The sequence below is a fragment of the Shinella daejeonensis genome (genome assembly GCF_024281235.1).
GTDB classification, from domain to species: Bacteria; Pseudomonadota; Alphaproteobacteria; order Rhizobiales; family Rhizobiaceae; genus Shinella; species Shinella daejeonensis.
The window spans coordinates 543,373-570,189 of the sequence record NZ_JAHWXY010000002.1 but is presented as its reverse complement, the minus strand read 5'-3'; the positions used below and the strand labels follow the sequence as shown (position 1 = coordinate 570,189).

Sequence of the window (26,817 nt, the reverse complement as noted above, 5' to 3'; positions counted from 1 at the left end):
CCGGCATTCGTTCGACTACATCGACACTTGGGAGGTTATCGATGACTGACAATAGCGGACATATCTCGGCGAAGGAATTTCTCGAGCGGCTGGAGAGCTATCGCAAGGGGTCCATTTCGCGACGTCATTTTCTCGGCGTCACGGGCCTCGGGCTTGCCACTTCGGTTCTGGCCGGAGCCATGCCCGGCCTTGCGTCGCGCGCCCGGGCGCAGGGCAATATCGGCGACCGCGTGGTGATCGCCACCTGGCCCAACTATCACGACCCTGCCGATTTCGAGGCCTTCAAGGCCGCCACCGGCTGCGCCGTCGACATGAATGTCTTCGGATCGAACGAGGAGATGCTGGCCAAGCTCCAGGCGGGCGGCACCGGCTGGGACGTGGTCGTGGCGACCAACTACACGATCACCACCTATGTGGGCGAGGGGATCATCGAGGAGATCGACCTGTCGCGGCTGCCGAACTATGACAAGTCGGCCACCGACCCGCGTTTTGCCGGCCCGGGCATCGTCGACGGCAAGACCTATGCTATCCCGCGTAACGTCGGCACCACCGGCTTCTGCATCAACACGGCCGATTTCGACGGCACGACGCCGACGAGCTGGAAGGAATTCTGGGATCTGACGAAGGGCGATCTTTCGGGCCGCTCCATCGTGCATGACTACCAGCTCACCGCTATCGGCAATGCGCTGAAATACTTCGGCTATTCGTTCAATTCGGTTGACCCGAAGGAGCTGGACGACGCCGAGAAGCTGCTGATCGAAGCCAAGCCGCATCTCTTCGCCATTACCTCGGACTACCAGCCCTCGATGCGCTCGGGTGACGCGACCATGTCGATGTGCTGGGCAGGCGATGCGACCCAGCTTCACCGCGATATGCCCGAGATCGCCTATATCCTGGGCAAGGAAGGCGGCGAGATCTGGTCGGACTTCTTCACCATTCCGGCCTCGGCGCCGCACAAAGACGCCGCCTACGCGCTGATCGACTTCCTGCTCGAGCCGAATATGGCCGCGAAGGAAGCCCTGTACCACGGCTACGCCACCGGCGACAGCCGCGTGGATGCGCTGCTGCCGGCCGAGATGCGCGAAAGCGAGATCCTCTATCCGGCGGCCGACCTGCTCAATGCGCTGGAATTCGGCGCTGCGGTCACCATGACCAATCCGCAGCGTGCTGAAATCCTCGCGCGCTTCAAGTCGGCGTAAGGAGGCCGGACGTGCGACCATCCCTGCGCACCACCCTGTTCCTGGCCCCGGCCACGGCTTGGCTCCTGTGCATGCTGGTGTTGCCGCTTGTGGTGGTCGTCGTCTTCAGCTTCGGCGAAAGGGGAGGCGCGGGCGGTTATGTCCCGGCCTTCACTTTCGAGAATTACGCCAATCTCGGCGCGCGCTGGGCAGCGTTTCGCAATACGCTGACGCTCGCGCCGTTCGGCACGCTGCTCTGCCTGCTGATCGCCTATCCGCTGGCCTATTACCTTGCCCAGAAGGCGTCGCCGCGCTGGCGCACCCTCCTGCTGATCCTGGTGATCGTGCCATTCTGGACCTCGATCCTGATCCGCTCCTATGCGTGGATCCAGATTCTCGGCGGCAACGGCCTGCCCCGGCTCATCGGCGAGTTCGGTTTCGGTCGGCCGCGCTTCATCAACACGCCGTTCGCGGTCATGGTGGGTATTGTTTACGGCTATCTTCCGCTGATGGTTTTCCCGATTTATGTCGCGTTGGAAAAACTCGACCGGCGGCTTCTCGAAGCGTCGAGCGATCTCGGCAGTCCGCCCTGGCGCACTTTCCTTCAGGTCACGCTGCCGCTGTCGCTTGCCGGCGTGGCGACGGGCTCCATGCTGGTCTTTATCCTGCTGATGGGGGAATTCCTGATTCCGCAGCTTCTGGGCGGCGGCAAGGTCTTCTTCATCGGCAATGCGCTGGTCGACCTGTTCCTGCAATCGCGCAACTGGCCTTTCGGGGCGGCCTTGGCGGCGACCCTGGTCCTGGTGATGCTGGTCACGGTGACGCTCTATCTGCGCAGCCTGCGCCGGCTTTCCGGCGGCCGCGACGATGTCGCCTTGATGTGATGTAAGGAACGTCGATGCGCCTCTATGCTCTTGCGGTCTATCTGTTCCTCTATATCCCGATCGGGGTGATCGCGCTCTTTTCCTTCAATGCCGGACGCCATGCGGCGCAGTTCAGCGGCTTCTCGCTGCAATGGTACGGCAAGACGCTTGCCAATCCCTTCGTCGTCGGCGCCTTCAAGACCAGCTTTACCGTCGCGATCAGCTCGGCGCTGCTCGCCACCCTGTTCGGAACACTTGCAGCCGTTGCTCTTCAAGGCGTGCGCGGACGGCTCCGCCTGCTCTACGACGCGCTGGTCTATGTGGCGCTGATGGTGCCGGGGATCGTCATCGGCATCGCCACGCTGATCGCGCTGGTGACGGTGTTCGACACGCTGAACCCGTTTCTCGCAACGCTGACCGGCCCGGACAACCCGTTCCAGCTCGGTCTCGGCAAGGGTTCGCTGATCGCCGCCCACGGCCTCTTCACGATGGCGCTGGTGATCATTATCGTTCGGGCGAGGCTTCAGGGCATGGACCGCTCGCTGCTGGAGGCTTCCGCCGATCTCGGCGCGCCGCCGATGCGCAGCTTCCTCCAGATCACCCTGCCGCAGATCGCGCCGGCCGTGATGGCCGGGTTTCTCCTGGCCTTCACGTTCAGCTTCGACGATTTCATCATCGCCTTCTTCGTTGCCGGATCGGAAACGACCCTGCCGATTTACGTCTTTTCGTCGATCCGGCGCGGGGTGACCCCCGAAATCAACGTCATCGGCACGCTCGTCATGGCCGCTTCGCTGATCAGCCTGATCACCGCGCAGGTGATCATGCGCCGGCGCAGCCATTGAGTCTCGACCCCAGGAGTTTTCAAGCATGGAACTGAAGGACCGTATCGCGCTGGTAACGGCGGGAGGATCGGGTATCGGCCGCGCGGGTGCGCTCGCCATGGCGCGCGCGGGCGCCCATGTCGTCGTCACCGACCTCGTCGCCGACCGGGCGGCGGCTGTGGCCGGCGAGATCGCCGCGGCGGGCGGGCGGGCCGAGGGCTTCGGCCTCGACGTCCTCGACGATGCCGCTCTGGAAAGGGCGATCCTGACGGCCGCCGAGCGTCATGGCCGGCTCGATGTGCTGCATTCCCATGCCGGCGTTCAGGTGCCGGGCCGGCTCGATCAGGTCGACGCCGGCGATATGGATCTTTCCTGGCGGCTCAATGTCCGCGCGCATTTTGTCGCCGCCAAGGCGGCGATGCAGGTGATGATGCCCCGTCGTCAGGGATCGATCATCGTCACCTCGTCGAATTCCGGCGTGCAATACGATCGCGAGATGATCGCCTATTGTACGACCAAACATGCGGTCATCGCCATGGTGCGCCAGATCGCCGCTGACTTCGCCCGTCACAACGTGCGTTGCAATGCGCTCTGCCCCGGTTTTGTCGATACGGTGTTCAATGCCGGCTTCGAGAGCCAGATGGGCGGCCGGTCCGCGCTGGAGGATTACGTGCGCGACACCATTCCCATGGGCCGCTTCGGCTCCGCCGCGGAAATCGGCGAGGCGATCCTCTATCTCGCCTCCGACAAGTCCGCCTTCATGACCGGCCATGCGCTGGTGATCGACGGGGCGGAAAGCTTGTGACGCCGCCTGCATGATGATGCTGGCTTGCAAGAGGTCGATAAACGCCTGAAGGCCGCTGTCGGCCCCGTCCCGGCATTGCCTTCAGCCGTCCGGTCGGGCCGGTGATCTGGCCGCTTCCATGAACTCGTTCTGGCAGGACTGGTACAGATGCGTGACGGCGGGATCGTCCTGCATGAAACTGGCCATTCCGAAATAGACCTGAACGGCCGCCAGGTCATCGAGATCGATGCTGAGGACACGGGTGTCGCCGGGGTGCACGCTCCATGCCGGCAGAATGCCGAAGCCGAACTCCTTTTCGATACAGCGCTTCACGCTCGTGCTGCTGGAAACCGAAATGAGCGGGGTGATATCCAGGCCCCTGAGCTTGAGGAAGTCGAAGGCGAGATTACGCAGGGTCTGTCCCGGCTCGTGCGTTATGAACGGACGTCCCTTGATCCATTCGACAGCGTCCTCCTGCGGTGGCGGGACGCCCCAGGACGCCGGATAGACGAGGCTGAGCTTGTAGTTGCCGAGAAGCCGCTGGGTCAGAATGGGATCGCCGAAATACCGCTCGGAGATGAGAACGTCGACGTCACCGTTCCGAACGAGGTCCGACAGGGCGGTGTCCCGCTCGTAGAACGCCAGTTCGTAGTCCGGGTATTTCGTCCGGAACCTGGAGATTATGTTTGGAAACATATGCAGGAAGAACCCCTGCGGGACGCCGATCCGGATGACTGCGCGCTGATTGTCGATCAAGGTCTTGATCCGTTCGAGCATGACGTCGAATTCCGGATTCAGGATATTGAATAGTATCGTTCCCTTCGGGGTGAGGGAAATTCGCTTCGCGCCCTGCTCGGAAACGATGAGCTTGCTTTCGAGTATCTGCTCAAGCCTGCGGATGTGGTTTGCAACCGACTGGTAGCTCAGGTTGAGTTCACGAGACGCCGCCGAGAAAGACCCGGATTTCGCCAGATGATAGAAGGTCTGGACCAGTGTCAGGCTCGGCTTCGGCTTAGCCATTTCGCTTCGATCCACGGCTGTCGAGGATGGATATCCGCTTTTCGCCTCCACCGGCTACAAAATTTCGCAAAAGCCTGTTCCAGTTTCTTGTATCGACATGCGTCAGACGCCTATGCCAGCTTTGACCCCACTGTGCAATCGCGGAGACGGTCTGGAAATGAATGGTGCGGCAGCTCTCGTGAAAATGCTCTCCGACTATGGGGTCGAGGTCGTTTTCGGCGTTCCCGGAGATACCAATGTGGCTCTCTACGGCGCGCTCAAGTCGGTGGAAGGCGCACCGCGTCATGTCCTTTGCCGCGACGAGCGCTCGGCCCTTTTCATGGCCGATTGCTATGCGCGCCTTTCCGGAAAACCGGGCGTTGCGGAAGTGCCGAGCGGCGCCGGCGCCATGTATGCGCTGCCCGGCGTGGCCGAGGCCAACAAGTCGTCCGTCCCGGTGATCCTGCTGGTCAACGACATTCCCCGCGCCGGCGTGGGCCGGGGCACGCTGACGGAGCTGCCGATTTCGGAACTCTTCCGTCCCGTCGCCAAACATGTCGAGACCCTGCCGTCCGTCGCCAAACTGCCCGAAATCGTCCGGCGCGCCTTTCGGCATGCCACCGCCGGCTGCCCGGGTGCGACGGTGCTCGCCCTGCCGGAGGATCTTCTCTACGAGGAGATGCCGGAAGAGAATGTCTCCCTGCATGTCGAGCCGCAATGCCGGGTCGCGCCGTCCTATCGCGTCCGGCCGCAGCCGGAGGCCATCGCCGCGGCGATGGCTGCATTACTTGAGTCGCGCAAGCCGCTGATCGTGGCCGGCGGCGGCGTGAACCGCTCGGGAGCCTCTGCTGCGCTGACGGCCTTTGCCGAGCGCATGCACGTCCCGGTCGTCACCACGATCACCGGTCAGGGCGCGGTGCGTGACGATCATCGTCTCAGCATCGGCATCATTGGTGACAACGGTTTCCACCCGCATGCGCTCTGGGCGCAGGAGAACGCCGACCTCATCGTCTATATCGGCTGCCGTATGGGGTCCGTCGCCACAATGAACTGGCAACGCCCGGCCCCGGGTGCAAGGTGCCGGATCGTACAGGTCGATCTGGACCCGGAAGCGATCGCCAATACCTACGAGATCGACTTTCCCATCTCCGGTGACGCCCGTGCGGTGCTGGAGGCCATGCTCGATGCGGTCGATCCGGATTATCGTGCGGACCGGACTTCCTGGGTTGACGATATCAACGCGCGCCGCCGGGAATTCTGGGAGCATGCCGCCTCGATGGTCGAACGGGAAGCCGCTCCCATCCGGCCGGAATTCGTTATCGAAACGCTCAACCGGCATTTGCCGACCCCCTGCAACGTCATTTCCGACGCCGGCACGCCGACGCCATATTCCACCCGCTTCCTGAAGTTTCGCGACGACCGGTCGCGGCTCGTCATCCCCCGTTTCTTCGGCGGATTGGGCTATGCGATTCCGGCCGTCATCGGCGCCTATTACGCGGCACCCGACGTGCGCCCCGTCGGCCTGTTCGGAGACGGTTCGCTCGGCATGTCGGCCGGCGAACTGGAGACCCTGTCCCGGCTGAACATTCCGGCGGTGCTGATCCATTTCAACAATGCCTGCTTCGGCTGGATCAAGGCCCTGCAACGGGTGACGAGCACCGGGCGCGAGAACGACGGCACGTTCAGCGTCGATTTCAACGCCTACAGCATGGACAGGCTTGCCGACGTCTACGGCATCCGTTCGTTCCGGGTCGAGACCCCCGAGGAATTCGAAAGCGCTCTTGTCGCAGCCTTTGGCCACGATGGTCCCTGCTTTATCGACGTGGTTGTCGAATCCATCGCAAACCGGCTACCTCCCGTTTATTCATGGTTGCAGAAAACAGGTGTGAACCCTGTCGCGCTTGAAGAAATGGCCTCGGTATAGCCGGCGCAAACAGCGGATCGAACATTATGTATGCTTGGGATTTCCAATTCCTCTGGAACTATCGATACCTATTTGCCGAAGGCATCGGCGTAACGATCGGCTTCACCATCGCCGTCGTTATTCTCGGGATCATCGCCGGCATGGTCGCGGGGCTGATGATGCTGTCGCGCTTTGCGGTGATCCGGCTCATTGCATCCGCCTATGTCGAGCTTTTCCGTTGCACCCCGCTGCTGGTGCAACTGATCTGGATCTATTATGCGCTACCGATCCTGTCGGGGATAGAACTGTCGGGCGTATCGGCCGGTTTGATCGCTCTGTCCCTCTATGGCGGCGCATTCTATGCCGAGATCATCCGCGGCGGCATCGTCTCGATCGACGTCGGCCAAAGCGAGGCCGGCATGGCGCTTGGCATGACACCCTTGCAGATCATGAAAAGGATCATCCTGCCGCAGGCGCTCAAGCGCATGGCGCCGCCGATGCTGAACCAGTCGATCATCCAGCTCAAGAACACGTCGCTGGTGTCGATCATCGCCGTTCCGGATCTGCTTTATCAGGGCCAGATCATCGCCCATGACAGCTACAAGCCGCTTGAAGTGTATTCGGCCATTGCGCTCGCCTATCTGGCGATACTCTTCCCGCTGACGACGTTGGCGCGCTACGGCGAGAAGAAGTTTTCAGTGAGGATTGAGCCATGACCAGCGAACCCAAGATCGAAGTCAGCGGTCTTCACAAGAGTTTCGGTTCCCTCAATGTCCTGCATGGTATCGATCTGACGGTCGAGCCGGGTGGCGTCGTCGCCCTGATCGGTCCGTCGGGCTCGGGCAAGTCGACGTTGCTGCGTTGCCTCAACCTTCTGGTGACGCCTGATCAGGGCAGTATCCGCATCGGCCGGAACCGGTTCTCGTTCGGACCGGGTACGGCCCAGCCGTCGAAATACAAGCTGGCCGGTTTCCGCGCCAATACCGGCATGGTGTTCCAGCATTTCAACCTGTTTCCGCATCTGAGCGTTCTGGGCAATATCGTCGAAGCGCCGATGATCGTCCGCAAGATGCCAAGGGCGGAGGCGGAAGCCCTCGGCCTCGAACTGCTGACGAAGGTGGGGCTGCCGGACAAGGCGCAGGAGTTTCCCGGCCGGCTCTCCGGCGGCCAGAAGCAGCGTGTTGCGATCGCCCGCGCCCTTGCCATGCAGCCGGAGGTCATGCTCTTCGACGAAGCGACCTCCGCGCTCGATCCCGAGCTTGTCGGCGAGGTTCTGTCCGTGATGCGTTCGCTGGCGCGCGACGGCATGACCATGGTGATCGTCACGCACGAGATGGCCTTCGCCCGGGAGGTTGCCGACAAGGTCATCTTCATGCGGGACGGCGTGATCGTCGAGGAAGGCCCGGCCAATCTCGTTATCGACGAGCCGCAGAACCCGGCGACGCGCGCCTTCTTGGCCCATTTCCACGGAAAGGACGGCGTCTAGAGCATTTCCAGCCGAAGCGAGACCGCCTCGGCGTCGGATAATGCGATAAAAACAATATATTAGAACAATTCCTGCCGGATTCTACCGGAATTGCTCTAGCCAAGATCTGTCACGAAATGCAGGAGGCTGCCGGGAAGAGGCCCTCCGCATGCGGCCGCCGCCGCAAGACCAACGGAAACGATAAAACGGGAGCAAGTGAAAATATGACTATGACCAATCGACGGAACCTGTTGACGGCCGGGCTTGCCGTGTCGGCCATCGCCATCCCGGCGACTGCCGCCGTCGCCCAGGAAGCTGGCGTGGAACGCGTTATGGACCGTATCGCCCGGACGAAGGAACTTCGGCTGGGGGCAGTGGCCGGCGGTGCGCCCTTTACCTACAAGGATCTTTCCAGCGGGGAGTGGAAAGGTTTCTGCGTCGACTTCGCCAAGGACATCGCCGCCACGTTCGACGCGCAGTTGAAGATCGTCGAGACGACCTGGGGCAACGCCGTCCTGGATCTGGAGGCGAACAAGATCGACCTTTTCTTCGGCATGTCGCCAACGCCGAAGCGCGCGCTGGTGGTGGATTTCTGCAATTCGCTCTTCATGAGCGCCTTCGCCATGATCCGCAAGAAGGGTTTTGAAGGAAACAACTGGGTCGACCTCAACGATCCCTCGGTGACGATCGCCGTCGACGTCGGCTCGTCCCATGACCAGATCGTCACGCGTCTTTGCCCCAACGCCAATGTCATGCGCTTCAAATCCGTCGATGAAGGGGTGGCGGCCGTCCAGGCTGGCCGGGCGGATTGCCAGATCGTGGATGTCTTCCTCGCCCTGACGATGGTGCAGAAAAACCCGCAGCTCGGCCCGCTTACGGTTCCCCAGCCGGCCTATGGCGCGTCGACCAACGGCGGCTTCCGGCGCGAGGACAGGGCGACCTGGCGCGACTTCATCAACGTCTGGATCAATTACCAGAAAAACATCGGCGGCATTCGCGAGATGGTCATCAACAACATGGAGGCGATCGGCGTCTCGGCTTCGACCATTCCCGAGGGCCTCGATCTCTAGAGCATTTCCAGCCGAAGCGATCTCGCTTCGGCGTCGGATAATGCAGAGCAATCCCGGTGAACCGGATTTCACCGGAATTGCTCCGGAACCCGCAGGATCGGGTGGAATTATCCGATCCCGTGCTTTCGTCCGCCAGCATCGGCGGCTGCAAACCGGCGGCCGTCGTTGAACTCGAAATGTAGGAACCTCTGGCATGATCCAGCGTCACACGCCGGCGGAGCTGCCGCCGCATGTCACCGATGAAGAACGGGCCGAGCTTGAACGGGGCCGCAGGCTTCTGGAGGCGATGATCGCCGTCGTCAGAAAGGCGAGCCCCGTCGCGCAGGACGTTACGCCGGAAGAAGAAGACGCCCCTCATGAATGACATCGGCGCCCTGACCATCGCTAAACTGCAAGACGCCATATCGGCCGGCCGGCTTTCGGCTGTGGATGTCACGGGGTATTACCTCGATCGTGTCGAAGCCAGCCAGCCGATCCTTTCCGCCTATACGTCCATCGATACCGGCGGAGCGCTCGCCCAGGCCCGTGCCATCGACGAGAGGGTGGCGCGCGGCGAGCCGGTGGGGCCGCTTGCCGGGGTGCCCGTCTCGGTCAAGGACATCATCGACGTCAGAGGGCTTGCGACCACGGGTTGCTCCCGTTCGGCTCTCGGAGAGGTGCCGGCCCGCGATGCGGAGGTGGTCGCGCGTCTGCGCGCTTGCGATGCCATTATCCTCGGGAAGGCCAATTGCCACGAATTCGCATTCGGCGGCCCCTCCTTCGACCTGCCCTTCCCGCCGGCCAGGAACCCGTGGAATCCGGAATATTTTCCCGGCGGATCGTCCAGCGGTTCCGGCGTGTCGGTCGCCGCCGGCCTCTGCCTCGCCTCGATCGGCACCGATACGGCCGGCTCGATCCGTACGCCAAGCGGCCATTGCGGCGTCGTCGGGCTGATGCCCGGTTACGATCGCCTGTCGAGACACGGTGTCCGCCCTCTCAGCATCACCATGGACCACGTCGGCCCGATGGCCCGCAACACGCGGGACTGCCGCACGGTTTATGAATGCCTTACCGGGTCCGACACCGGGGAGGGTGACGCCGGCATTCGCTACAGACGGGGCGATTTTTCCGGGCTTCGCTTCGGCATGGCCGCCGTCGGATGGGGACTGGAAGACCGTCTCCACCCCGAGGTGCGCGCAGCTTACAACGCCGCCGGCCTTCTCGTCGAAGACGGTGGCGGTTTCGTGGAGCAAGTTCGCCTGCCGTCGCTGGAACTCGTCCATGCAGCGGCTTCCGTCACGATGATGGCCGAGGTTGCGGCGAACCACGCTCCGGCCGTGCGCGCGAATTACGACGATTATGGCACCGTGTTCCGCAGCAGGACGCTGGCTGGCGAAGCCGTCCGGCTGGACGACTATATGGCCGCCATCTCGCTGCGCGACACGCTTTATCGCGCGACGATCAGGCTCTTCGACCGGGTGGAGTTTATCGCCCTGCCGGTTTCCGTGAATCCGCCGGGCAAACTGGCCGCCGTCGACCGCTTCTATTTTATGGGAGATCCGAACATCAACATCCTGGCCAACTTCCTGCATCTTCCGGCCGTCACGCTGCCGTGCGGTGTTTCGAAACAGGGCCTGCCGATCGGCATGCAGCTTCTGGGCCGCCGGGGAAGCGAAGCCTCGTTGCTCGATATTGCCGAAGGTCTCGAAAGGCGTATCGGCAGGTGGGATGATCAGAGAACAGATAAAGTGATTTAATTCAAGGAGGTGGAGCGCTCCTTGCGCGTCCGCCCGGACGCGTGGTGCTCGAAAACATGTGCATGGCAATTTTACCATCCTGCGCGGCGTCGCCGTGTGGGCGGCAGTTTGACGTCCATTTTTCCGGAGAAGCCAGTGAAGGCTTGCATAGAGAGAATGAGGCTTTTCTTCATCGAAAGTCCGATCAGGATGCCGGGCGCTGGGCCGACCGGCCCCGGCTCGGTATCCGGGTCGATGAATACACGATACGGCGAAACGTCCGTGTCCTTGTGGAAATCTAGAGCGGTTCCGGTGAAATCGGTCTCATCGGGATTGTTCTAATATATTGTTTTTACGGCATTATCCAATGCCGAAGCGAGGTCGCTTCGGCTGGAAATGCTCCAGGTCGTGGAATGATGATGACCAAGCATATTGCAGTTGTTGGTAGTGGTATCGTCGGCGCCTGTGTCGCCGCGGCGCTCGTTGCCGAGAAGCATCGTGTCACCCTGATCGAACCCGGGCCGGTAGGCGGCGAGCAGGCGGCGAGCTTCGGCAACGGCGCATGGATAAGCCCTGCCTCCGTGGTCCCGATGTCGATGCCCGGCACCTGGAAGAAGGTGCCGGGCTATCTTCTCGATCCGACCGGCCCGCTGACGATCCGTTGGCGTGACGTTCCGGCCATGCTGCCCTGGTTGCTTCGCTTTCTCTGGGCGGGCTGTACCGAGGCCAAGGTTGAGCGCACCGCAATGGCGCTGGCGTCGCTGCTTTCGGATGCGCCAGCGCGCCACCGCTTTCTTGCCGCCGAGATAGGACGGCCGGAAATGGTCGTGTCGAACGGGCTGCTCTATGTCTATCCGGATCGCCGCGCGTTCATGCTCGACGGGCTTGCCTGGCGTCTGAGGAAGCAGAACGGGGTAGAGTGGACGGAACTCGAAGGGGCGGCGCTGCATGAGCGCGAGCCGTCGCTCGGCACGCATTACGGTTTCGGGGTGTTTGTCGCCGGCGGCGCCCATTGCGTTGATCCGGGGGCCTATGTCGCTGCGATCAAGGATCATGTGATCGCGATGAACGGACATCTGCTGCCCGCCGTCGCAACCGGCTTTTCGATCACGGGAGGACGGCTGAAGGCGGTGGAAACGGATGCCGGTCCGCTGGCGTGCGATGCGGCGGTGATCTGCGCCGGCATCCGATCCCGCGCATTGGTGCGAATGTGCGGCGACGATGTTCCGCTCCACAGCGAACGGGGCTATCACGTTGTGGCGCAATCCCTGCACGAGGGGCCATCCATTCCCGTGATGACAAGCGATAGCAAGTCGGCCAACACGCCGACCCGCGCAGGCTTGCGGATCGCAGGCCAGGTGGAGATCGCCACCGTCGATGCGCCGCCCAACTGGCGGCGCTCCGATCTGCTGCTGGGGCAGGCGGCGGCGACCTATCCTTCGGTGCGCGAGGATCTCAAGAGCCGCAGGGTGTCGCGGTGGATGGGGCATCGGCCGTCGACGCCCGACGGTCTGCCGGTGATAGACGCGTCTACCCGGTCGCCGGATATCATCTATGCGTTCGGCCATGGTCATGTGGGTCTGGCGGCCGCGCCGATGACGGCGCATCTGGTGGCCGGTCTCGTGGCCGGCCGCGAACCGGCCGTAAGCCTATCCCCCTTTTCGCTCGACCGCTTTTCCCTCTGGCGGTGAAGCTGACGTCGTGACCGCCGCCGGGTCCCTTGCCGAAGCCGCCGTCGCCGTGCCATGCGTAGTCGTCGACGCCCTTGCCTTCGCCCCGTCATGGCCGTAGTGCGGGGGGTGACACTCATAAACCCGTGCAAGGCTCGAAAATCCTCCACCGGAGGCGGCGGAAACGGTGTAGTCGATCGTCTTGATCCCGAGCGGTATTGAAAGCATGCCCATGTCTGATCTCATCAAGCGCTTCGCCGCCTATTACCGCCCGCATCGCGGGCTGTTCGTGCTGGATTTCGGCAGTGCGGTCGCCGCCGGCCTGCTGGAGCTTGCCTTCCCGGTCGCCGTCACGCTCTTCATCGACCGGTTGCTGCCGACCGGGCGGCTCGATCTCATCGCGCTGGCGGCCCTCGGCCTTTTTCTGATCTATCTCGTCAATGCCGGCCTTCAGGTCATCGTCACCTATTGGGGCCATATGCTCGGCGTGCGCATCGAGGCGGAGATGCGCCGCAAGGCCTTCGACCATCTCCAGAAACTGTCCTTCGGTTTCTTCGACAACCAGAAGACCGGCCATCTCGTGGCGCGGTTGACCAAGGATCTCGAAGAAATCGGCGAGGTCGCCCATCATGGCCCGGAGGATCTGTTCATCGCCATCATGACGCTGATCGGCGCCTTCCTCCTCATGCTCTGGGTGCATGTGCCGCTGGCGCTGATCACGGCCGTCATCGTGCCGCTGACGGCTTTCGTCACGACCCATTACGGCGCTCGCATGACCTCGACCTGGCATGCGCTTTACGGGCGCGTTGCCGATTTCAACGCCCGCATCGAGGAGAATGTCGGCGGCATCCGCGTCGTGCAGGCCTTCGCCAACGAGGATCACGAGCGGAAATTGTTCGCGGAGAACAACCGCAACTATCTCGTCACCAAGCTCGAAGCCTACAAGGTCATGGCGGCCTCCCTGTCGCTCTCCTATCTTTCGATGCGTTTCGTGCAGGTCGTGGTGATGCTGGCGGGTGCATGGTTCGTGACGCGCGGCGAGCTTTCGGCCGGCGGTTTCGTCGGCTTCCTGCTTCTGGTCGGCGTGTTCTTCCGGCCGATCGACAAGATCAACTCGATCATCGAGACCTATCCGAAGGGCATTGCCGGCTTCACGCGCTATACGCAGTTCCTCGACACCCTGCCTGATATCCGGGATCGCGTCGATGCGCGCGAGGTGGTGAGGCTTGCGGGCGATATCGCGTACCGCGACGTTCGTTTCGGCTATAGCGCCGTGAAACCGATCTTCGAGGGCCTAGATCTTGCGATCAGGGCCGGGGAGACGATCGCTTTCGTCGGCCCCTCCGGTGCGGGCAAGACGACGATCTGTTCGCTCCTGCCGCGCTTTTACGAGATTACGTCGGGCGCGATCACCGTCGACGGCATCGACATTCGCGACATGACGCTGAAATCGTTGCGCTCCAACATCGGCATCGTGCAGCAGGACGTGTTCCTCTTCGCCGGTACGGTGCGCGAGAACATCGCCTACGGCCGGCTTGACGCCAGCGAGGCCGAGATCGTCGAGGCGGCGCGGCGTGCCCGGCTCGACGAGGTGATCGCCAATCTGGCCGACGGCCTCGATACGATCATCGGCGAGCGCGGGGTCAAGCTTTCCGGCGGCCAGAAGCAGCGTCTCGCCATCGCCCGCATCTTCCTGAAGAACCCGCCGATCCTCATCCTCGACGAGGCGACCTCGGCGCTCGACACGGAGACCGAACGGGCCATCCAGCAGTCACTTGCCGAGCTTTCCGAAGGTCGCACGACGCTGGTCATCGCCCATCGTCTCGCCACCATCGCGAATGCCGATCGCATTCTCGTCGTCGACGATGGCCGTATCGTCGAAAGCGGAAGCCATGCCGAACTTATCGCGAGAAAGAACGGTCGGTATCGCGATCTACAGAACGTTCAATCGTCCGGCGACACCGTTCATCGATTGCAGAGCAAGGGATAGCGGCTCACAGGTGATAGGTCTCGGTGTGCCCGTCGATCGCTATGGCCTGCCCGCTGATCATGCTGGCGGCCGGCGAGGACAGGAACAGGCAGAGGTCGGCGATTTCCCTGGGCTCGACGAAGCGCTTGATGGATTGGCCGCTGGTATATCCCCGCCTGATTTCTTCCGCCGATGTGGCGCGCATGGAGGCCTCGGCGGCAATGACGCGATCCATTCGATCGCCGGAGACGGATCCGGGGCAGATCGCGTTGACGCGAATATTCCAGTCCCCGAGTTCGATGGCCATCGACTTGGTAAGACCGATGACGGCCCATTTCGCCGCGGCATAGGGTGTGCGCAATCCGTAGCCGAAAAGCCCGGCCGTGGAGGACAGGTTGATGATGGAGCCCGATCCTCTTTCCTTCATGAGCGGAATTGCGCAACGGCCCGTCAGGAACTGGCTGTTCAGGCACACGTCGATGCACTGCTGCCAGCGCTCCACGGCGATATTCTCCAGCCGGTCGGTCGGCCCGGCGATCCCGGCGTTGTTGATCAGGACATCGAGGCCGCCCGCCTCGGCCTTGACCGAGGCAAACCACGCCTCGATTTCCGCCGGCGACGTCACATCGACGCGGCTTGCGGCAATGGTGGGGTTGCTTGCCGACATTTCCTCGACCGCGCGGGCATCGGCATCGCAGGCAAAGACGCGATGGCCGGCGGTTGCGAAAGCTTCGGCGACCGTACGGCCAATCCCCGAGGCGGCCGCGGTTATCATGACGATCAGGGGAGCGGACATCCTGTTGCTATCTCCGGAATGAGGTCAGTGGTTTTTGCCGGGAGGTATCGGTGCGAGCGGCTGGGTTGCCGCTCGCACCGGAAGGCGGCCGTCAGGTGTTCGACAGCCAGCATTTGACCGGCGCCAGCGCATTCATCAGCGGCGCGTTCGGGTCGTCGGTCCAGCCGCCGACGTTCTGGCCGACGGCGTCGATGAAGTTGCTGAACATCGGCACGATGGTGCCGCCATCGTCGCGGATCGTGGTGGCGAGCTTGCGGTAGAGGTCGACACGCTTGCCGGCGTCAAGCTCGCCGCGGGCGAGAACGACCGTCTCGTCGAACTCGGGGTTCGAATAGGCGGATTCGTTCCAGGCGGCGCCGCTCGTGTAGATCGTGGAATAGATCATGTCCTGGGTCGGCCGGCCGTTCCAGTAGGAAGCGCAGAACGGACGCTTGTTCCAGACGTCCGACCAGTAGCCGTCACCCGGAATGCGCTTGATCTCAAGCGGGATGTCGGCGGCCGCCGCGCTCTGCTGGAAGAGCTGGCAGGCGTCGACGGCGCCGGGAAACGCCACTTCGGAGGTTTCGATCACGACGGGGCCCTGATGCCCGGACTTCTGGAAATGGAAGCGCGCCTTGTCCGGGTCGTATTCGCGCTGTTCCAGATCGTCGCCGAAGAACGGGTAGAATTTGTTGATCGGAATGTCGTTGCCCACCGTGCCGTGTCCCAGCAGCACTTTGTCGAGCAGCGACTGCCGGTCGATCGCATATTTCAGGGCGAGCCGCAGATCGTTGTTGTCGAAGGGCTGGGCATTGGTCCGCATCACCAGAACGTAGTGGCCGCGGCTCGGCACCGATTTGACGGCGACCGACTGAACGCGCTCCAGAAGCCCGGCGACCCTCGGCGCGACGCGGTTGATCATGTCCACCTGGCCGGACTGCACGGCGGCGACGCGGGCGGTATCGTCGTTGATGATCGTCACGTCGAGCGTGTCGCAGTGACCCCGCGTGTCATCCCAGTAGCCGGCGTATTTTTCGAAGACGTAGCGCACGCCGGGCTGCTGGCTGACGACCTTGTAAGGGCCGGCGGCGATGCCGTCGGCCGGGTTTGCGCGGCCGCCCTCCGGCTGGATGAGCAGGTGATAGTCCGCCATGATATAGGGGAAGTCGGCGTTCGGATCTTCCAGTTCGGCGATGAACTCGTTGCCGGAGGCGCTCATTCTGGTAATGCCTGCCATCAGGCCGAGAGCGGCCGAATTGCTCTCGCTGTCGGCATGGCGCTTCATCGTTTCGACCACATCCTCGGCGGTCACGGACTTGCCATTGTGGAAGGTCACGCCTTCGCGGATCTTGAACGTCCAGGTCTTGGCGTCCTTGGAGGAACCGAATTCCGTTGCCAGACGTGGAACGATGTCGCCTTTCGCGTCGACTTCGAGCAGCTTCTCGCCGAATTGCGCCATGAGGGTATTCGGTCCCTCGCTTGCCGCCAGCGCCGGATCGAGCGTATCCGTCGTCTGGCCGCCGCCGAGACCGACGCGCATCGTGCCGCCCTTGACCGGTCCTTCGGCGCGGGCGGCGCTCGCCAGCAGGCCGGGCGCGAGCGCAGCTGCGCCGAGCATGGCGGCGCGGCCGAGAAAGGACCGGCGATCCATTTTTCCGCGGGCGACCATGGTGGCCAGATATTTCAACTCATCGGACATTGGAACCTCCTCCCAAACAGGCTCTGGACGTCAGCGATCCCCGTATTCCTCAACCGGGGACCGTGGTAATTTCCTACCAAGCCGATTATCGGAGGCTCGCATGTTTGCCGGGCGCGACATGACTATTTTAGACGGGAATTTGAGTATTTGCGCCATCCGTCGCGCGGCCTTGTCGCTCAAAGTCCGAGGGCGTGCCGCTGCCGTGCGGCAAAGCCCTGGATCAGGCGATCCGCCACCAGCGCCAGGATCGCCATTGACGCGCCGGCCGCGACGCCGAGGCCGACATCGCCCTGACCAAGCGCCAGATAGATCTGCTGGCCGAGATCGGTGGTGCCGATCAGCGCCGCGATCACCAGCATCGAGAAGGCGTAAAGGATCGTCTGGTTGAGGCCGAGGAGGATCGTCGGGGCGGAATAGGGAATCCTGACCTCGCGCATGACCTGCCACTCGCTCGCTCCGGAAGCGACGGCGGCCTCGATCAGTTCGTCCGGCGTGGAGGTGAGGCCATGGTGCGTATAGCGGATCATCGGCACGATCGCATAGGCGCAGATGGCGAGAAACGCCGAAAATTCGCCGATCTGGAAGAACATCAGCACGGGGATGAGAAAAACGAACAACGGAATGGTTTGCAGGAAATCGCACACCGGACGCATGACGCGCCAGGCGTTCTCGCTGACGGCGCAGCCGGCGCCGATGGCGCCGCCGACGGCCACGCAGATCAGCACCGAAGCGGTGCAGAGATAGATCGAGAGAAGAGCAGGCTCCCACAGGCCGATCGAGAGGATCGCACCCGTCATCGATACGGCGAAGACGGAGAGTTTCGTTCCGCCGGCCAGCCACCCGAGGCCCCCGAGGGCGACGAGCACGAACGGCCAGGGCAGGTTGGTGATGCCGGTGACCAGGATGCCGGTTGCGATCAGCAGGGAAAGGCCGGCGACGGCGTGGTTGCGCAGCGCCAGGACGATCGCGGCGACGGTGGCGATGGAGAAGACGGCGATGCTGATGCCGGTCGTCCACTGGAAGCCCCAGGTGAAGGGCAGCACGGCCTTTTCAAGCCCGATGCGCAGCGGCAGGAGAACGAAGAACATGGTCCCGTTCTTCACGCCATCCAGGATCACGCCATTGGCGGCTATGAAAGCGCCGAGGGACCTGTCTATGACGGCGGCGGCGCTCTTGAATGCCGCAAAGTCCTGGGCGGCCGGAAGGGCGGAATTCTGGAACAGGGCGATGACGACGGCCGCAAGCAGGATGCTGGCCGTCACCTTCCACGAATGGCGTTTGCCGTCGCGCGCCAGCGCACTGCTCATCCGGTCGGCCAGGATAGCGAAGATCACGATGACGACGCCGGCAATGAGGCTCTGGCCGAAGGCGGCCTTGCGCATCGTCAGCAGCACTTCCCAGCCGATGTCGTTGAAACCGCCGATGACCGCGGCGATGATGACCATGGAAAGGGCCGCCATGATCGTCTGGTTCACGCCCACCATGATCTGCCGGCCGGCCGACGGGATCTCGACGAGAAGGAGTTGCTGGCTGCGCGTCGCGCCGTTCATGATGGCGGCTTCCCGGATGTCGGGCTCGACCCGCTTCAGGCCGAGAAGGACGTTGCGCGCCATCGGCGGAGCGGCATAGATGACAGAGGCGATCAGGCCGACCACCGGGCCGAAACCGAACAAAAGCAGCAGCGGCGTGAGATAGGCGAAGGTCGGCACCGTCTGCATGATGTCGAGAACGGTTTCGATGGCGCGCCGGAGGGAGCAGATCTCATGGGCGAGGACGCCGATCAGGCCGCCGACGATGAGGGCGAGCGGCACGGAAACGAAAACCAGCCCCAGCGTGTTCATGCTGGCGATCCAGTAGCCGCTGGCAAGAACGAACCCAAGGCCCGCAAGCGCGAGGGCGGCCATGCGGATGCCGCCGATGTGCCATCCGAGAGCGGTGAAGACGCCGATCGTCAGGGCATAGGGCGACCCCACCAGAAGACGGTTCGCCCCGGCCATCGGATATTCGAGCAGCCGGGCGAGAGAGCGTGCGGCAGGCTTCAGGAATTCGAAAAGGGTCGTGAGGCCGGCTCCGATCCATTCCGTTGCGGGAAGCGTCAGGGCCGCGGGCCAGGTCCTGATCCATGCCTGATAGGGCGAAAGCGCGAGGCAGATTGCGCCGACGAGAACACACAGAAAGGCGATCCGGACGCCGGGTGTCATGCCGTTCATACCCGTCCTTCCAGTTCCATCCTTGCCGCCGGTGGCGGCGACGCTTCCGCTCGCGCTGATGTCGGTCATGTCCGCTCCACCTGAAGGGCGTCCGCCAGCTGGCTCGGATGGACGATGCCGGCCATCCGGCCGTCACGTCCCCAGACCGGCACGGGCTGGTAGAGCGCCATGCAGGAGGCGAGCGCGTCGTCGACCGTCATGTCCTCGCCGATCTTCGGATCGTCCGGCATCGCAGGCAGCGTCTCGGGCATGTTCATCATGGAGCTGACATGGGAATAGCGGCCCTTCGGCACGTCGCGCGTGAATTCGCGGACGTAGTCGTTGGCGGGGTTCACGATGATTTCGTCCGGCGTTCCGATCTGGACGACGACGCCGTCGCGCATGATGGCGATCCGGTCGGCAAGCTTCAGGGCCTCCGTGATGTCGTGGGTGATGAAGACGGAGGTCTTCTGGAGGCCGGCCTGGATCTTCAGGAACTCGTCCTGCAACTGACGCCGGATGAGCGGATCGAGAGCAGAATAGGGTTCGTCCAGGAAGAGCAGGTCCGGATTGACCGCCAGCGCCCGGGCGATGCCGACGCGCTGGCGCTGACCGCCGGAAAGCTCGCGGGGGAAGGCGTCTTCCCGACCGGAAAGCCCGACGAGATCGAGCATTTCGAGCGCGCGGGCGCGGCGGTCGGTCCGGCTCATGCCCTGCATCTTCAGCGGGAAACCCACGTTTTCTGCCACGGTCATATGCGGGAAGAGGCCGAAGTGCTGGAAGACCATGCCGAGCTTGTTCCGCCTGAGCTCGATCAGCCGCTGCTTGCTGGCCGTCAGGATATCCTCGCCATGAATGAGGATTGAACCGGCGGTTCCTTCGGCAAGTCTGGAAATCGTGCGGATCAGCGTCGACTTGCCCGAGCCGGACAGGCCCATGATCACGAAGACCTCTCCTTCCAGGACGTCGAAGGAGACGTCCTGGACCGCCGGGACGAGGCCGCGCTCGCGCAGGAGCGCCGCAGCGGCGCGGGAATCGTTGCCGGTTTCGGCAAGCGCCCGTTTCAGCTGTTGCGGCGCGTCGGCGCCATAGACCTGCCAGATGCCCCGGCAGGAGATGGCCGCATGAGGATGGGACATGATCCTCTCCTCACTTCGTCGCCGCGTCGACGATGGGCTGCCAGATATCCGTGTTTGCGCGGACCCATTCGGTCGTCACGGCCTCGGTGGGCTTGCCGTCCACATCGACGGCTCCCATCAGCGGCTGCTGCTGCTCGGTCGAAAGGCTAAGGTTCTTGAGAATTTCGTAGGCGGCCGGCCACTTGTCCTTGAGACCCGGCCAGACAGCCTTGAAAACGCGCGTGGGAATGAAATCGCAATCGCCGGTGACATCCTTGTTCGGCCCGTAGGCAGGATCGTCGTAGCATTCCTGGGTGCCTTCGGGCAGATCGACGAACTTCAGATCGTAGGCCGCGATTGCCCAATGCGGCTGCCAGAAGACGGCGATCAGCGGCGTCTTGCGTTCGGCGGAGGCGCGGAACTCGGCGACGAGCGCCCCTTCGGAGCCGGCAGGAATCGGCTTGTAGGGAAGGTCGAGCGCCTTGATGCGGTCCGCTCCGGGCGTCCCCCAGTCGCCGGGGTAATCCACCAGCCTTCCGGCCGGAATGGTGTCGGCGGTGGCGAAGGTCATCGCACATTCCCGGAGAGCTTCCCAGTCGGGAAGGCCGGGACAAAGCTCGGCGACATGGGGCGGATAGGCGATCCCTTCCCGGGCGACGAGACCGAGTTCGCCGAGGTCTTCGACCTTGCCCTCCGCATTCAGCTGCCGGTACTGGTCGGTGACGTTCGAGCCCCAGACTTCAAGCGCCGCGTCGAGCTGACCTTCCGCCACCGCCTGCCACATGTTCTGGTAGCCGGCGGTGATATATTCGACCTTGTAGCCTGCCGCCTCCAGCATCTGGCCCGCGATGCGGGTGGTGATCTGCTGTCCGGTCCATTCGTTGATGGCGAGTTTGATCGGTTCGTTCGTGGCGCCCAGTTCGGCCGCATGGAGTGAAGCTGCCGACAGGGCCGCGAGGCAGGTCGAAATGCCGAGCTTGCAGAAATTTCGCATTGTCACTCTCCCGTTTTTTTGGTTCCCGATGAAAGTGTTGCACAAAGCGAACGGGTGATTTAACTAATCGCGCCATCAATTTTACATATTTGGACGGCGCCACCGATGGACCAGAACGAAATCCAGATCCTCATCCTCGTCACGCCGAATTTCAATCTGGCGGCGACGACGGCTTTCATCGATCCCTTCCGGGCGGCAAACTATCTGGAAGGCGATACCCGCTTCCGCTGGGTCCTGGCGTCCGCTTCCGGCGGCCCGTGCCAGACGAGCAACGGTCTCGTCATCGAGACGCTGAAGCTTGCAAACATCCAGAACGAGCCTTTCGACATCGTCGTCATGTCGGCCAGCTGGACGCCCGAGACGGGCAGGACGCCCCAGCTTCTCGCGGCGCTCAGGAAATGGGCGCGTGCGGGCAGTATCATCGGCGCCCTCGATACGGGCGCGTTCATCGTGGCGGCCGCCGGGCTCCTGCGCGGCCACCGCGCGACGGTGCATTACGAACATATCGACGCCTTCAAGGAACTGCATGGCGACGTCGATGTTTCCGAGGATATTTTCGTCCGCGACGAGAAACGGTTCACCTGCGCGGGCGGCATCGCCTCCTCCGATATCGCGTTGCACATCATCCGGGCGATCTCCGGCGACGCCCTCGCGAATGCATCGGCGCGCTACATTTTCCATCCGTCGTTGCGGCCCGCCGGCACATCGCAGAACCCGGCCAATTCGGAACCGCTCGGCACGCATGTCCCGACCACGATCCGGCAGGCGATCATCGTGATGGAGCAGCATCTTGAAAACGCCCTGTCGATTCCGGAAATTGCGGATCAGGTCAAGATATCGCACCGGCAGTTGAACCGGCTTTTCCTGCGCTATGTCGGAAAGTCGCCGGCCGTCTATTATCGCGATATCCGGCTGGACCGTGCGCGGGGCCTTGTCACCCAGACGGATATGCCGATGTCCGAAATCGCCATCGCGTCGGGATTTGCGAGCCAGGTGCATTTCAGCCGCGCCTATCGGGAACGGTTTGGATTGTCGCCCCGCACGGACCGGGTCGACGGCCGGATCCCCTTCGAGTTCCGCGCCTGGCCCATGCATCGAAAGCCGGGAAGCGGCTGATGATGGCAAAGAGGATGGCGAAAAAAGCTAAACCGATGGCGTACAAAGCATAGAAAGGCCCCCCGGTTGGCGTGAAGCTAGGTCATCGTGAACGGCGACAAAGACGTCGCCTCTGGCTTGGGAGACGCCACCATGACCCTGCTTCCATCGAAGGACGAATTCGCAGCCATCCAGAAAGGCTATTCGCCGAATCCCTCTCGCTCGTTCTCGCTGAACGCCGCCGCCTATACGGATCCGCGCTGGTATTCCGTCGATCTCCAGGAAATCATCGCCAAGACTTGGCAATGGGTCTGTCATGTCGAAAAGGTGCGCCAGCCGGGTTCCTATATCGCGGTTGAAATCGCAGGTCAGCCGATCGCCGTCGTGCGCGACCGCGAAGGGGTGCTGCGGGCGTTCTACAATGTCTGCAAGCATCGCGCCCACGCCCTTCTGGAAGGCGAGGGCACGTCGACGCGGATCATGTGTCCCTATCATGCCTGGGTCTACCGTCTCGACGGCCAGCTCGTGCGGGCGCCGCACACCGAGACGCTTGAGGAATTCGACACCGGCGAAATCTGTCTCGATCAGGTGCAGGTCGAGGAATTCTGCGGCTTCATCTATGTGAACCTCGATCCGAACGCCGCTTCGCTGCGCTCCCAGTCCGGCGATCTGGAAACGGAAATCCGCCACTGGGCGCCGGATATCGACAAGCTCACCTTCGCACGCCGGCTGACCTACGACATCAAGTCGAACTGGAAGAACGTCGTCGACAACTTCCTCGAATGCTACCACTGCCCGACCGCGCACAAGGATTTCTGCACGCTCGTCGACATGGATACCTACAAGGTCACGACGCATGGCATCTATTCCAGCCATATGGCCGATGCCGGCAAGGACGCCAACAGCGCTTACGACGTGTCGAACGCCACCGTCACGACCCATGCGGTCTGGTGGCTGTGGCCGAACACCTGCATCATGCGCTACCCCGGCCGTTCGTCGATGATCATCCTGAACGTCATTCCGGCAGGCCCCGACCGTACGCTCGAAACCTATGATTTCTTCCTTGAGGATACCGAGCCGAACGAGATGGAGCTTCAGACCATCAAGTATCTCGACGAGGTCTTGCAGGTCGAAGACATCAAGATCGTCGAGAGCGTCCAGAAGGGGATGAACACATCCGCCTTCACCCAGGGCCGGATCGTCAACGATCCCGAAGGCTCCGGGCAGTCGGAACACGCGGTGCACCATTTCCACGGTCTCGTCCTGGACGCCTATGCCAGAACGGCAGTCTAAGGCGCGCCGGTTGCATATCGGAAAACCGAACAGGAAAAGTCTGGGAAAAGGAGGCATGTGATGGCCGGACGCCTTGAGGGGAAAGTCGCCTTCGTCACCGGAGGGCGCGGAGGCATCGGCCGGGCGATCTGCGCACGGTTCGTCCGGGAGGGGGCCGCAGTCTATGCGGCCGATCTCTCGGACGCCGGAAGCATGGCTTCCGCCGTCGAGGACGACGTGCGTTTCGTTCGCCTCGACGTGACGTCGGAGGAGGAGGCCGTCGCCGCGATGGCGACGGTCGGCGCGCAATCCGGCAAGCTGGATATTCTCGTCAATGCCGCCGGCATCGAACTGGAGAAGACGGTCGAACATACCACGCTCGATGAGTGGAACCGCAGCTTTGCCGTCAATGTGACGGGAACGTTCCTCGCGTCGAAGCACGCCCTGCCGTTGTTGCGGAAGGCTGCATCGGGAGGCACGACCGCATCGATCATCAACTTCGGCAGCTATGACGGCTTCATCGCCGATCCGGGTCTTGCCGCCTATTGCGCGACCAAGGGCGCGGTGCACGCCCTGACGCGCGCCATGGCGGTCGATCATGGTCCCGAGGGTATCCGCGTCAACGCGGTCTGCCCCGGTTATGTCGACACGCCGATGCTTCAGGGTTTCTTTTCCGGCGCCGGATCGGGGGGCGGGGGCGGGACGATCGACAGCCTCAAGGAGGCCGTCCGCAACGTCCATCCCATCCGCAACTACGGAACGCCCGACGATATCGCAAATCTCGTGAACTGGCTGGCAAGTGACGAAGCCAGATACGCGACCGGACAATTATGGGTGCTGGATGGCGGCCTTTCGGCGCAGGTCCAGCAAATGAGGCTTTGACATGGCGAAATCCGTTATCATCACCTGCGCCCCGACCGGCGGCATCCACACGCCGACCATGTCGGAATATCTGCCGATCACGCCGGCCGAAATCGCAACGGCCAGCATCGAGGCGGCGGAAGCCGGTGCCTCGATCATTCATCTTCATGCGCGCGATCCCGAGACGGGCAAGCCCGATCCGCGCCCCGAAATCTTCCAGCAGTTCCTGCCCGTCATCAAGCAATCCACGGACGCGGTGATCAATATCTCGACCGGCGGCGGGCTGGGCATGACGATGGACCAGCGTCTGCTCGCGGCAACCTCGGCCAGTCCGGAAATGGCGAGCCTCAACATGGGGTCGATGAATTTCGGCATTTTCCCCCTGCTCGGCAAATACAAGGAATGGAAGCACGATTGGGAGCCGAAATTCCTGGAGATGACGCGGGACTTCATCTTCCCGAACACCTTTGCGACCATCGAGTATGCGCTGACGAACCTCGGCGAGGCCCACGGCACGAAGTTCGAATTCGAATGCTATGACCTCAGCCACCTCTACAACATCAAATGGTTCATCGATCAGGGGCTGATCAAGCCGCCCTTCTTCGTGCAGATGGTGTTCGGCATCCTCGGCGGCGTTGGAGCGGATCTCGAGAACCTGGTCCATATGCACAAGGTCGCCGACAGGCTCTTCGGCCCGGAAAACTACGAATGGTCGGTGCTGGCGGCCGGCCGGCACCAGATGCCGTTCGCAACCCAGAGCGCGCTGCTCGGCGGCAATCTGCGCGTCGGCCTCGAAGATAGCCTGTTCATCGGCAAGGGCGAGCTTGCCACGTCGAACGCCCAGCAGGTGCGCCGCATCCGCGAGATCGTCGAAAGGCTGGGGCTGAGCGTCGCGACCCCCGCCGAAGCGCGCGAACGCCTCGGCCTCAAGGGCGGCGACAAGGTGGGCTTCTGATGAAGACCAGCCTTTTCATCGATGGCGCATTCGTCGCCGGCGGCGGGGAACCGCTTTCGGTCGTCGATCCTGCGACGGGAAGCGAGATCGCCGCCGTCAACGAAGCGACCTTCGAGCAGGTCGACGCCGCCGTCGAGGCGGCATCGGCGGCCTTCGAGAGCTTCTCCCGCACGACTCCGTCCGAACGGGCGGCAACCCTGCTGAAGATGGCCGACGTGCTCGAAGCGAACGGCCGCGCGCTTGCCGAGCTTGAAAGCCTGGATGTCGGCAAGCCGTGGCCGTCCGCGCATGACGACGAGATGCCGCTGATCATCGATACGTTCCGCTTCTTCGCGGGCGCCGCCCGCACGATGACCGGCCCCGTCGCCGGGGAATATGTTTCCGGTCATACCAGCATGATCCGCCGCGAGGCGGTCGGCCCGGTGGCGGCGATCACGCCCTGGAACTACCCGCTGATGATGGCGGCCTGGAAGATCGCCGCGGCGATTGCCGCCGGCTGCACGATCGTCCTGAAGCCTTCGGAGATCACGCCGCTTTCCACGCTGAAGGTGGCCGAACTCTTTGCCGGTCTCCTCCCGAAGGGTGTCTTCAACGTGATCCATGGCCGGGGACCCACGATCGGCGACCGGCTGATGAACGCGCCGCAGATCGAGGGGATCGCCGTGACGGGTTCGCCGGCCACCGGCATGGCGGCGATGCGGGCCGCCTCGCAGCAGATCCGGCACGTCCATCTGGAGCTGGGCGGCAAGGCCCCGGTCATCGTCTTTAACGATGCGGATGTGGAGGCGGTTGCGCAGACCATCCGTTACGGCAGCTTCTTCAATGCGGGTCAGGACTGCGCCCAGCCATGCAGGATCATCGCGCAGGACGGCATTTACGATGCCCTCGTCGCCGCGGTCGCGCGTCAGGTCGGCGAGATCCGTATCGGCGCCCAGAAGGCCGAGGGCACCGAGATGGGACCGGTGGTGTCGGCGATCCAGGCCGACCGTGTGGCCGGCTTCGTCGATCGCGCCCGCCGGACCTGCGACGTCGTCGTCGGTGGCGAGCGGGGCGAGGGCCGGGGTTTCTTCTACAAACCCACCGTGATCGCCAATGTGGACCACGACGCCGAAATCGCCACCAGCGAGGTCTTCGGGCCGGTGGTGACGATCTCGCGTTTCTCGGATGCCGAAGAGGCGCTTTCCATCGCCAACGCCGGACGTTACGGGCTTGCGTCATCGGTCTGGACGCGGGACCTGGGCCGGGCGATGGCGGTGACCAGCCGCCTGCGCTACGGCTTCACCTGGGTCAATACCCATGGCGTCGCCACGCCGGAAATGCCCTGGTCGGCCATGAAGGGCTCGGGAACGGGCTGCGACATGTCCATTCATGCGCTTGACGCCTATACGTCGGTGCGACACGTCATGATCGCGCACGGATAGC

At 63.0% G+C, this 26,817-nt stretch carries 23 protein-coding genes; 17 read left to right on the top strand and 6 right to left on the bottom strand.

What is annotated here, in order from left to right:
* The first annotated feature begins 41 nt into the window (after window positions 1–41).
* From KYK29_RS09230 to KYK29_RS09215, 4 genes are read left to right on the top strand one after another with little or no spacing between them, the layout of a single operon-like run.
* Window positions 42–1,199, top strand: a complete 1,158-nt coding sequence (locus tag KYK29_RS09230) for an ABC transporter substrate-binding protein (RefSeq protein WP_254690589.1) — start codon at window positions 42–44, stop codon at window positions 1,197–1,199.
* Window positions 1,200–1,210: 11 nt separating this feature from the next.
* Window positions 1,211–2,062: an ABC transporter permease gene (locus tag KYK29_RS09225; protein WP_437437238.1), complete on the top strand. Its 852-nt coding sequence runs from the start codon at window positions 1,211–1,213 to the stop codon at window positions 2,060–2,062.
* Window positions 2,063–2,076: 14 nt separating this feature from the next.
* Window positions 2,077–2,883: an ABC transporter permease gene (locus tag KYK29_RS09220; protein ID WP_254690588.1), complete on the top strand. Its 807-nt coding sequence runs from the start codon at window positions 2,077–2,079 to the stop codon at window positions 2,881–2,883.
* Window positions 2,884–2,908: 25 nt separating this feature from the next.
* Window positions 2,909–3,667, top strand: a complete 759-nt coding sequence (locus tag KYK29_RS09215; RefSeq protein WP_254690587.1) for an SDR family NAD(P)-dependent oxidoreductase — start codon at window positions 2,909–2,911, stop codon at window positions 3,665–3,667.
* Between the two features lie 81 nt (window positions 3,668–3,748).
* Here KYK29_RS09215 and KYK29_RS09210 read toward each other — a convergent pair whose 3' ends face one another.
* Window positions 3,749–4,666: a LysR family transcriptional regulator gene (locus tag KYK29_RS09210; protein WP_254690586.1), complete on the bottom strand. Its 918-nt coding sequence runs from the start codon at window positions 4,664–4,666 to the stop codon at window positions 3,749–3,751.
* A gap of 157 nt (window positions 4,667–4,823) precedes the next feature.
* Between KYK29_RS09210 and KYK29_RS09205 the strand changes: the two genes are divergently transcribed.
* From KYK29_RS09205 to KYK29_RS09170, 8 genes are all read left to right on the top strand, one after another.
* Window positions 4,824–6,569 carry a thiamine pyrophosphate-binding protein gene (locus tag KYK29_RS09205; protein ID WP_254690585.1) on the top strand — a complete coding sequence of 582 codons (1,746 nt, stop codon included), beginning with the start codon at window positions 4,824–4,826 and terminating at the stop codon, window positions 6,567–6,569.
* 26 nt (window positions 6,570–6,595) lie between these two features.
* Window positions 6,596–7,264, top strand: a complete 669-nt coding sequence (locus tag KYK29_RS09200) for an amino acid ABC transporter permease (RefSeq protein ID WP_254690584.1) — start codon at window positions 6,596–6,598, stop codon at window positions 7,262–7,264.
* The gene (locus KYK29_RS09195; RefSeq protein ID WP_254690583.1) at window positions 7,261–8,034 is read left to right on the top strand and encodes an amino acid ABC transporter ATP-binding protein; all 774 of its coding nucleotides are present in this window, start codon (window positions 7,261–7,263) and stop codon (window positions 8,032–8,034) included. Before KYK29_RS09200 ends, KYK29_RS09195 begins: the two co-directional genes overlap by 4 nt.
* 203 nt (window positions 8,035–8,237) lie before the next feature.
* The gene (locus tag KYK29_RS09190; RefSeq protein ID WP_254690582.1) at window positions 8,238–9,083 is read left to right on the top strand and encodes a transporter substrate-binding domain-containing protein; all 846 of its coding nucleotides are present in this window, start codon (window positions 8,238–8,240) and stop codon (window positions 9,081–9,083) included.
* 193 nt (window positions 9,084–9,276) lie between these two features.
* Window positions 9,277–9,447 carry a hypothetical protein gene (locus KYK29_RS09185; protein ID WP_254690581.1) on the top strand — a complete coding sequence of 57 codons (171 nt, stop codon included), beginning with the start codon at window positions 9,277–9,279 and terminating at the stop codon, window positions 9,445–9,447.
* Window positions 9,440–10,819: an amidase gene (locus KYK29_RS09180; RefSeq protein WP_254690580.1), complete on the top strand. Its 1,380-nt coding sequence runs from the start codon at window positions 9,440–9,442 to the stop codon at window positions 10,817–10,819. The genes KYK29_RS09185 and KYK29_RS09180 overlap by 8 nt, the downstream gene beginning before the upstream one ends.
* 398 nt (window positions 10,820–11,217) lie before the next feature.
* Window positions 11,218–12,489, top strand: coding sequence for an NAD(P)/FAD-dependent oxidoreductase (locus KYK29_RS09175; protein WP_254690872.1), 1,272 nt, complete (start codon window positions 11,218–11,220; stop codon window positions 12,487–12,489).
* Window positions 12,490–12,700: 211 nt separating this feature from the next.
* The gene (locus tag KYK29_RS09170; RefSeq protein ID WP_254690579.1) at window positions 12,701–14,458 is read left to right on the top strand and encodes an ABC transporter ATP-binding protein; all 1,758 of its coding nucleotides are present in this window, start codon (window positions 12,701–12,703) and stop codon (window positions 14,456–14,458) included.
* A gap of 4 nt (window positions 14,459–14,462) precedes the next feature.
* Here the strand turns inward: KYK29_RS09170 and KYK29_RS09165 are convergent, their stop codons facing one another.
* The 5 genes from KYK29_RS09165 to KYK29_RS09145 form a co-directional block, all read right to left on the bottom strand.
* Window positions 14,463–15,233 carry an SDR family oxidoreductase gene (locus tag KYK29_RS09165; RefSeq protein ID WP_254690578.1) on the bottom strand — a complete coding sequence of 257 codons (771 nt, stop codon included), beginning with the start codon at window positions 15,231–15,233 and terminating at the stop codon, window positions 14,463–14,465.
* A 91-nt stretch (window positions 15,234–15,324) separates the two neighbouring features.
* Entirely contained in the window at window positions 15,325–16,911 is a 1,587-nt protein-coding gene (locus KYK29_RS09160; protein WP_254690577.1) for an ABC transporter substrate-binding protein, read from the bottom strand.
* Window positions 16,912–17,087: 176 nt separating this feature from the next.
* The gene (locus KYK29_RS09155) at window positions 17,088–19,190 is read right to left on the bottom strand and encodes an ABC transporter permease (protein WP_254690576.1); all 2,103 of its coding nucleotides are present in this window, start codon (window positions 19,188–19,190) and stop codon (window positions 17,088–17,090) included.
* Window positions 19,187–20,239 carry a quaternary amine ABC transporter ATP-binding protein gene (locus KYK29_RS09150; RefSeq protein WP_254690575.1) on the bottom strand — a complete coding sequence of 351 codons (1,053 nt, stop codon included), beginning with the start codon at window positions 20,237–20,239 and terminating at the stop codon, window positions 19,187–19,189. Before KYK29_RS09150 ends, KYK29_RS09155 begins: the two co-directional genes overlap by 4 nt.
* Before the next feature lie 10 nt (window positions 20,240–20,249).
* Window positions 20,250–21,212, bottom strand: coding sequence for an ABC transporter substrate-binding protein (locus tag KYK29_RS09145; RefSeq protein ID WP_254690574.1), 963 nt, complete (start codon window positions 21,210–21,212; stop codon window positions 20,250–20,252).
* A gap of 105 nt (window positions 21,213–21,317) precedes the next feature.
* On the opposite strand from KYK29_RS09145, the gene KYK29_RS09140 reads away from it, so the two are divergent.
* From KYK29_RS09140 to KYK29_RS09120, 5 genes are all read left to right on the top strand, one after another.
* Window positions 21,318–22,328 (top strand): GlxA family transcriptional regulator, encoded by a 1,011-nt coding sequence (locus KYK29_RS09140; protein WP_254690573.1) that lies wholly within the window; start codon window positions 21,318–21,320, stop codon window positions 22,326–22,328.
* A 132-nt stretch (window positions 22,329–22,460) separates the two neighbouring features.
* On the top strand, window positions 22,461–23,600 hold the full coding sequence (locus tag KYK29_RS09135; protein ID WP_254690572.1) for an aromatic ring-hydroxylating oxygenase subunit alpha: 1,140 nt from the start codon (window positions 22,461–22,463) through the stop codon (window positions 23,598–23,600).
* Window positions 23,601–23,660: 60 nt separating this feature from the next.
* Window positions 23,661–24,461 carry an SDR family NAD(P)-dependent oxidoreductase gene (locus KYK29_RS09130; RefSeq protein WP_254690571.1) on the top strand — a complete coding sequence of 267 codons (801 nt, stop codon included), beginning with the start codon at window positions 23,661–23,663 and terminating at the stop codon, window positions 24,459–24,461.
* Between the two features lies 1 nt (window position 24,462).
* Complete coding sequence (kce, locus tag KYK29_RS09125; RefSeq protein WP_254690570.1) at window positions 24,463–25,395, top strand: 3,5-dioxohexanoate:acetyl-CoA acetone transferase; 933 nt, start codon at window positions 24,463–24,465, stop codon at window positions 25,393–25,395.
* Complete coding sequence (locus KYK29_RS09120) at window positions 25,395–26,816, top strand: aminobutyraldehyde dehydrogenase (RefSeq protein ID WP_254690569.1); 1,422 nt, start codon at window positions 25,395–25,397, stop codon at window positions 26,814–26,816. Before kce ends, KYK29_RS09120 begins: the two co-directional genes overlap by 1 nt.
* Window position 26,817 lies beyond the last annotated feature (1 nt).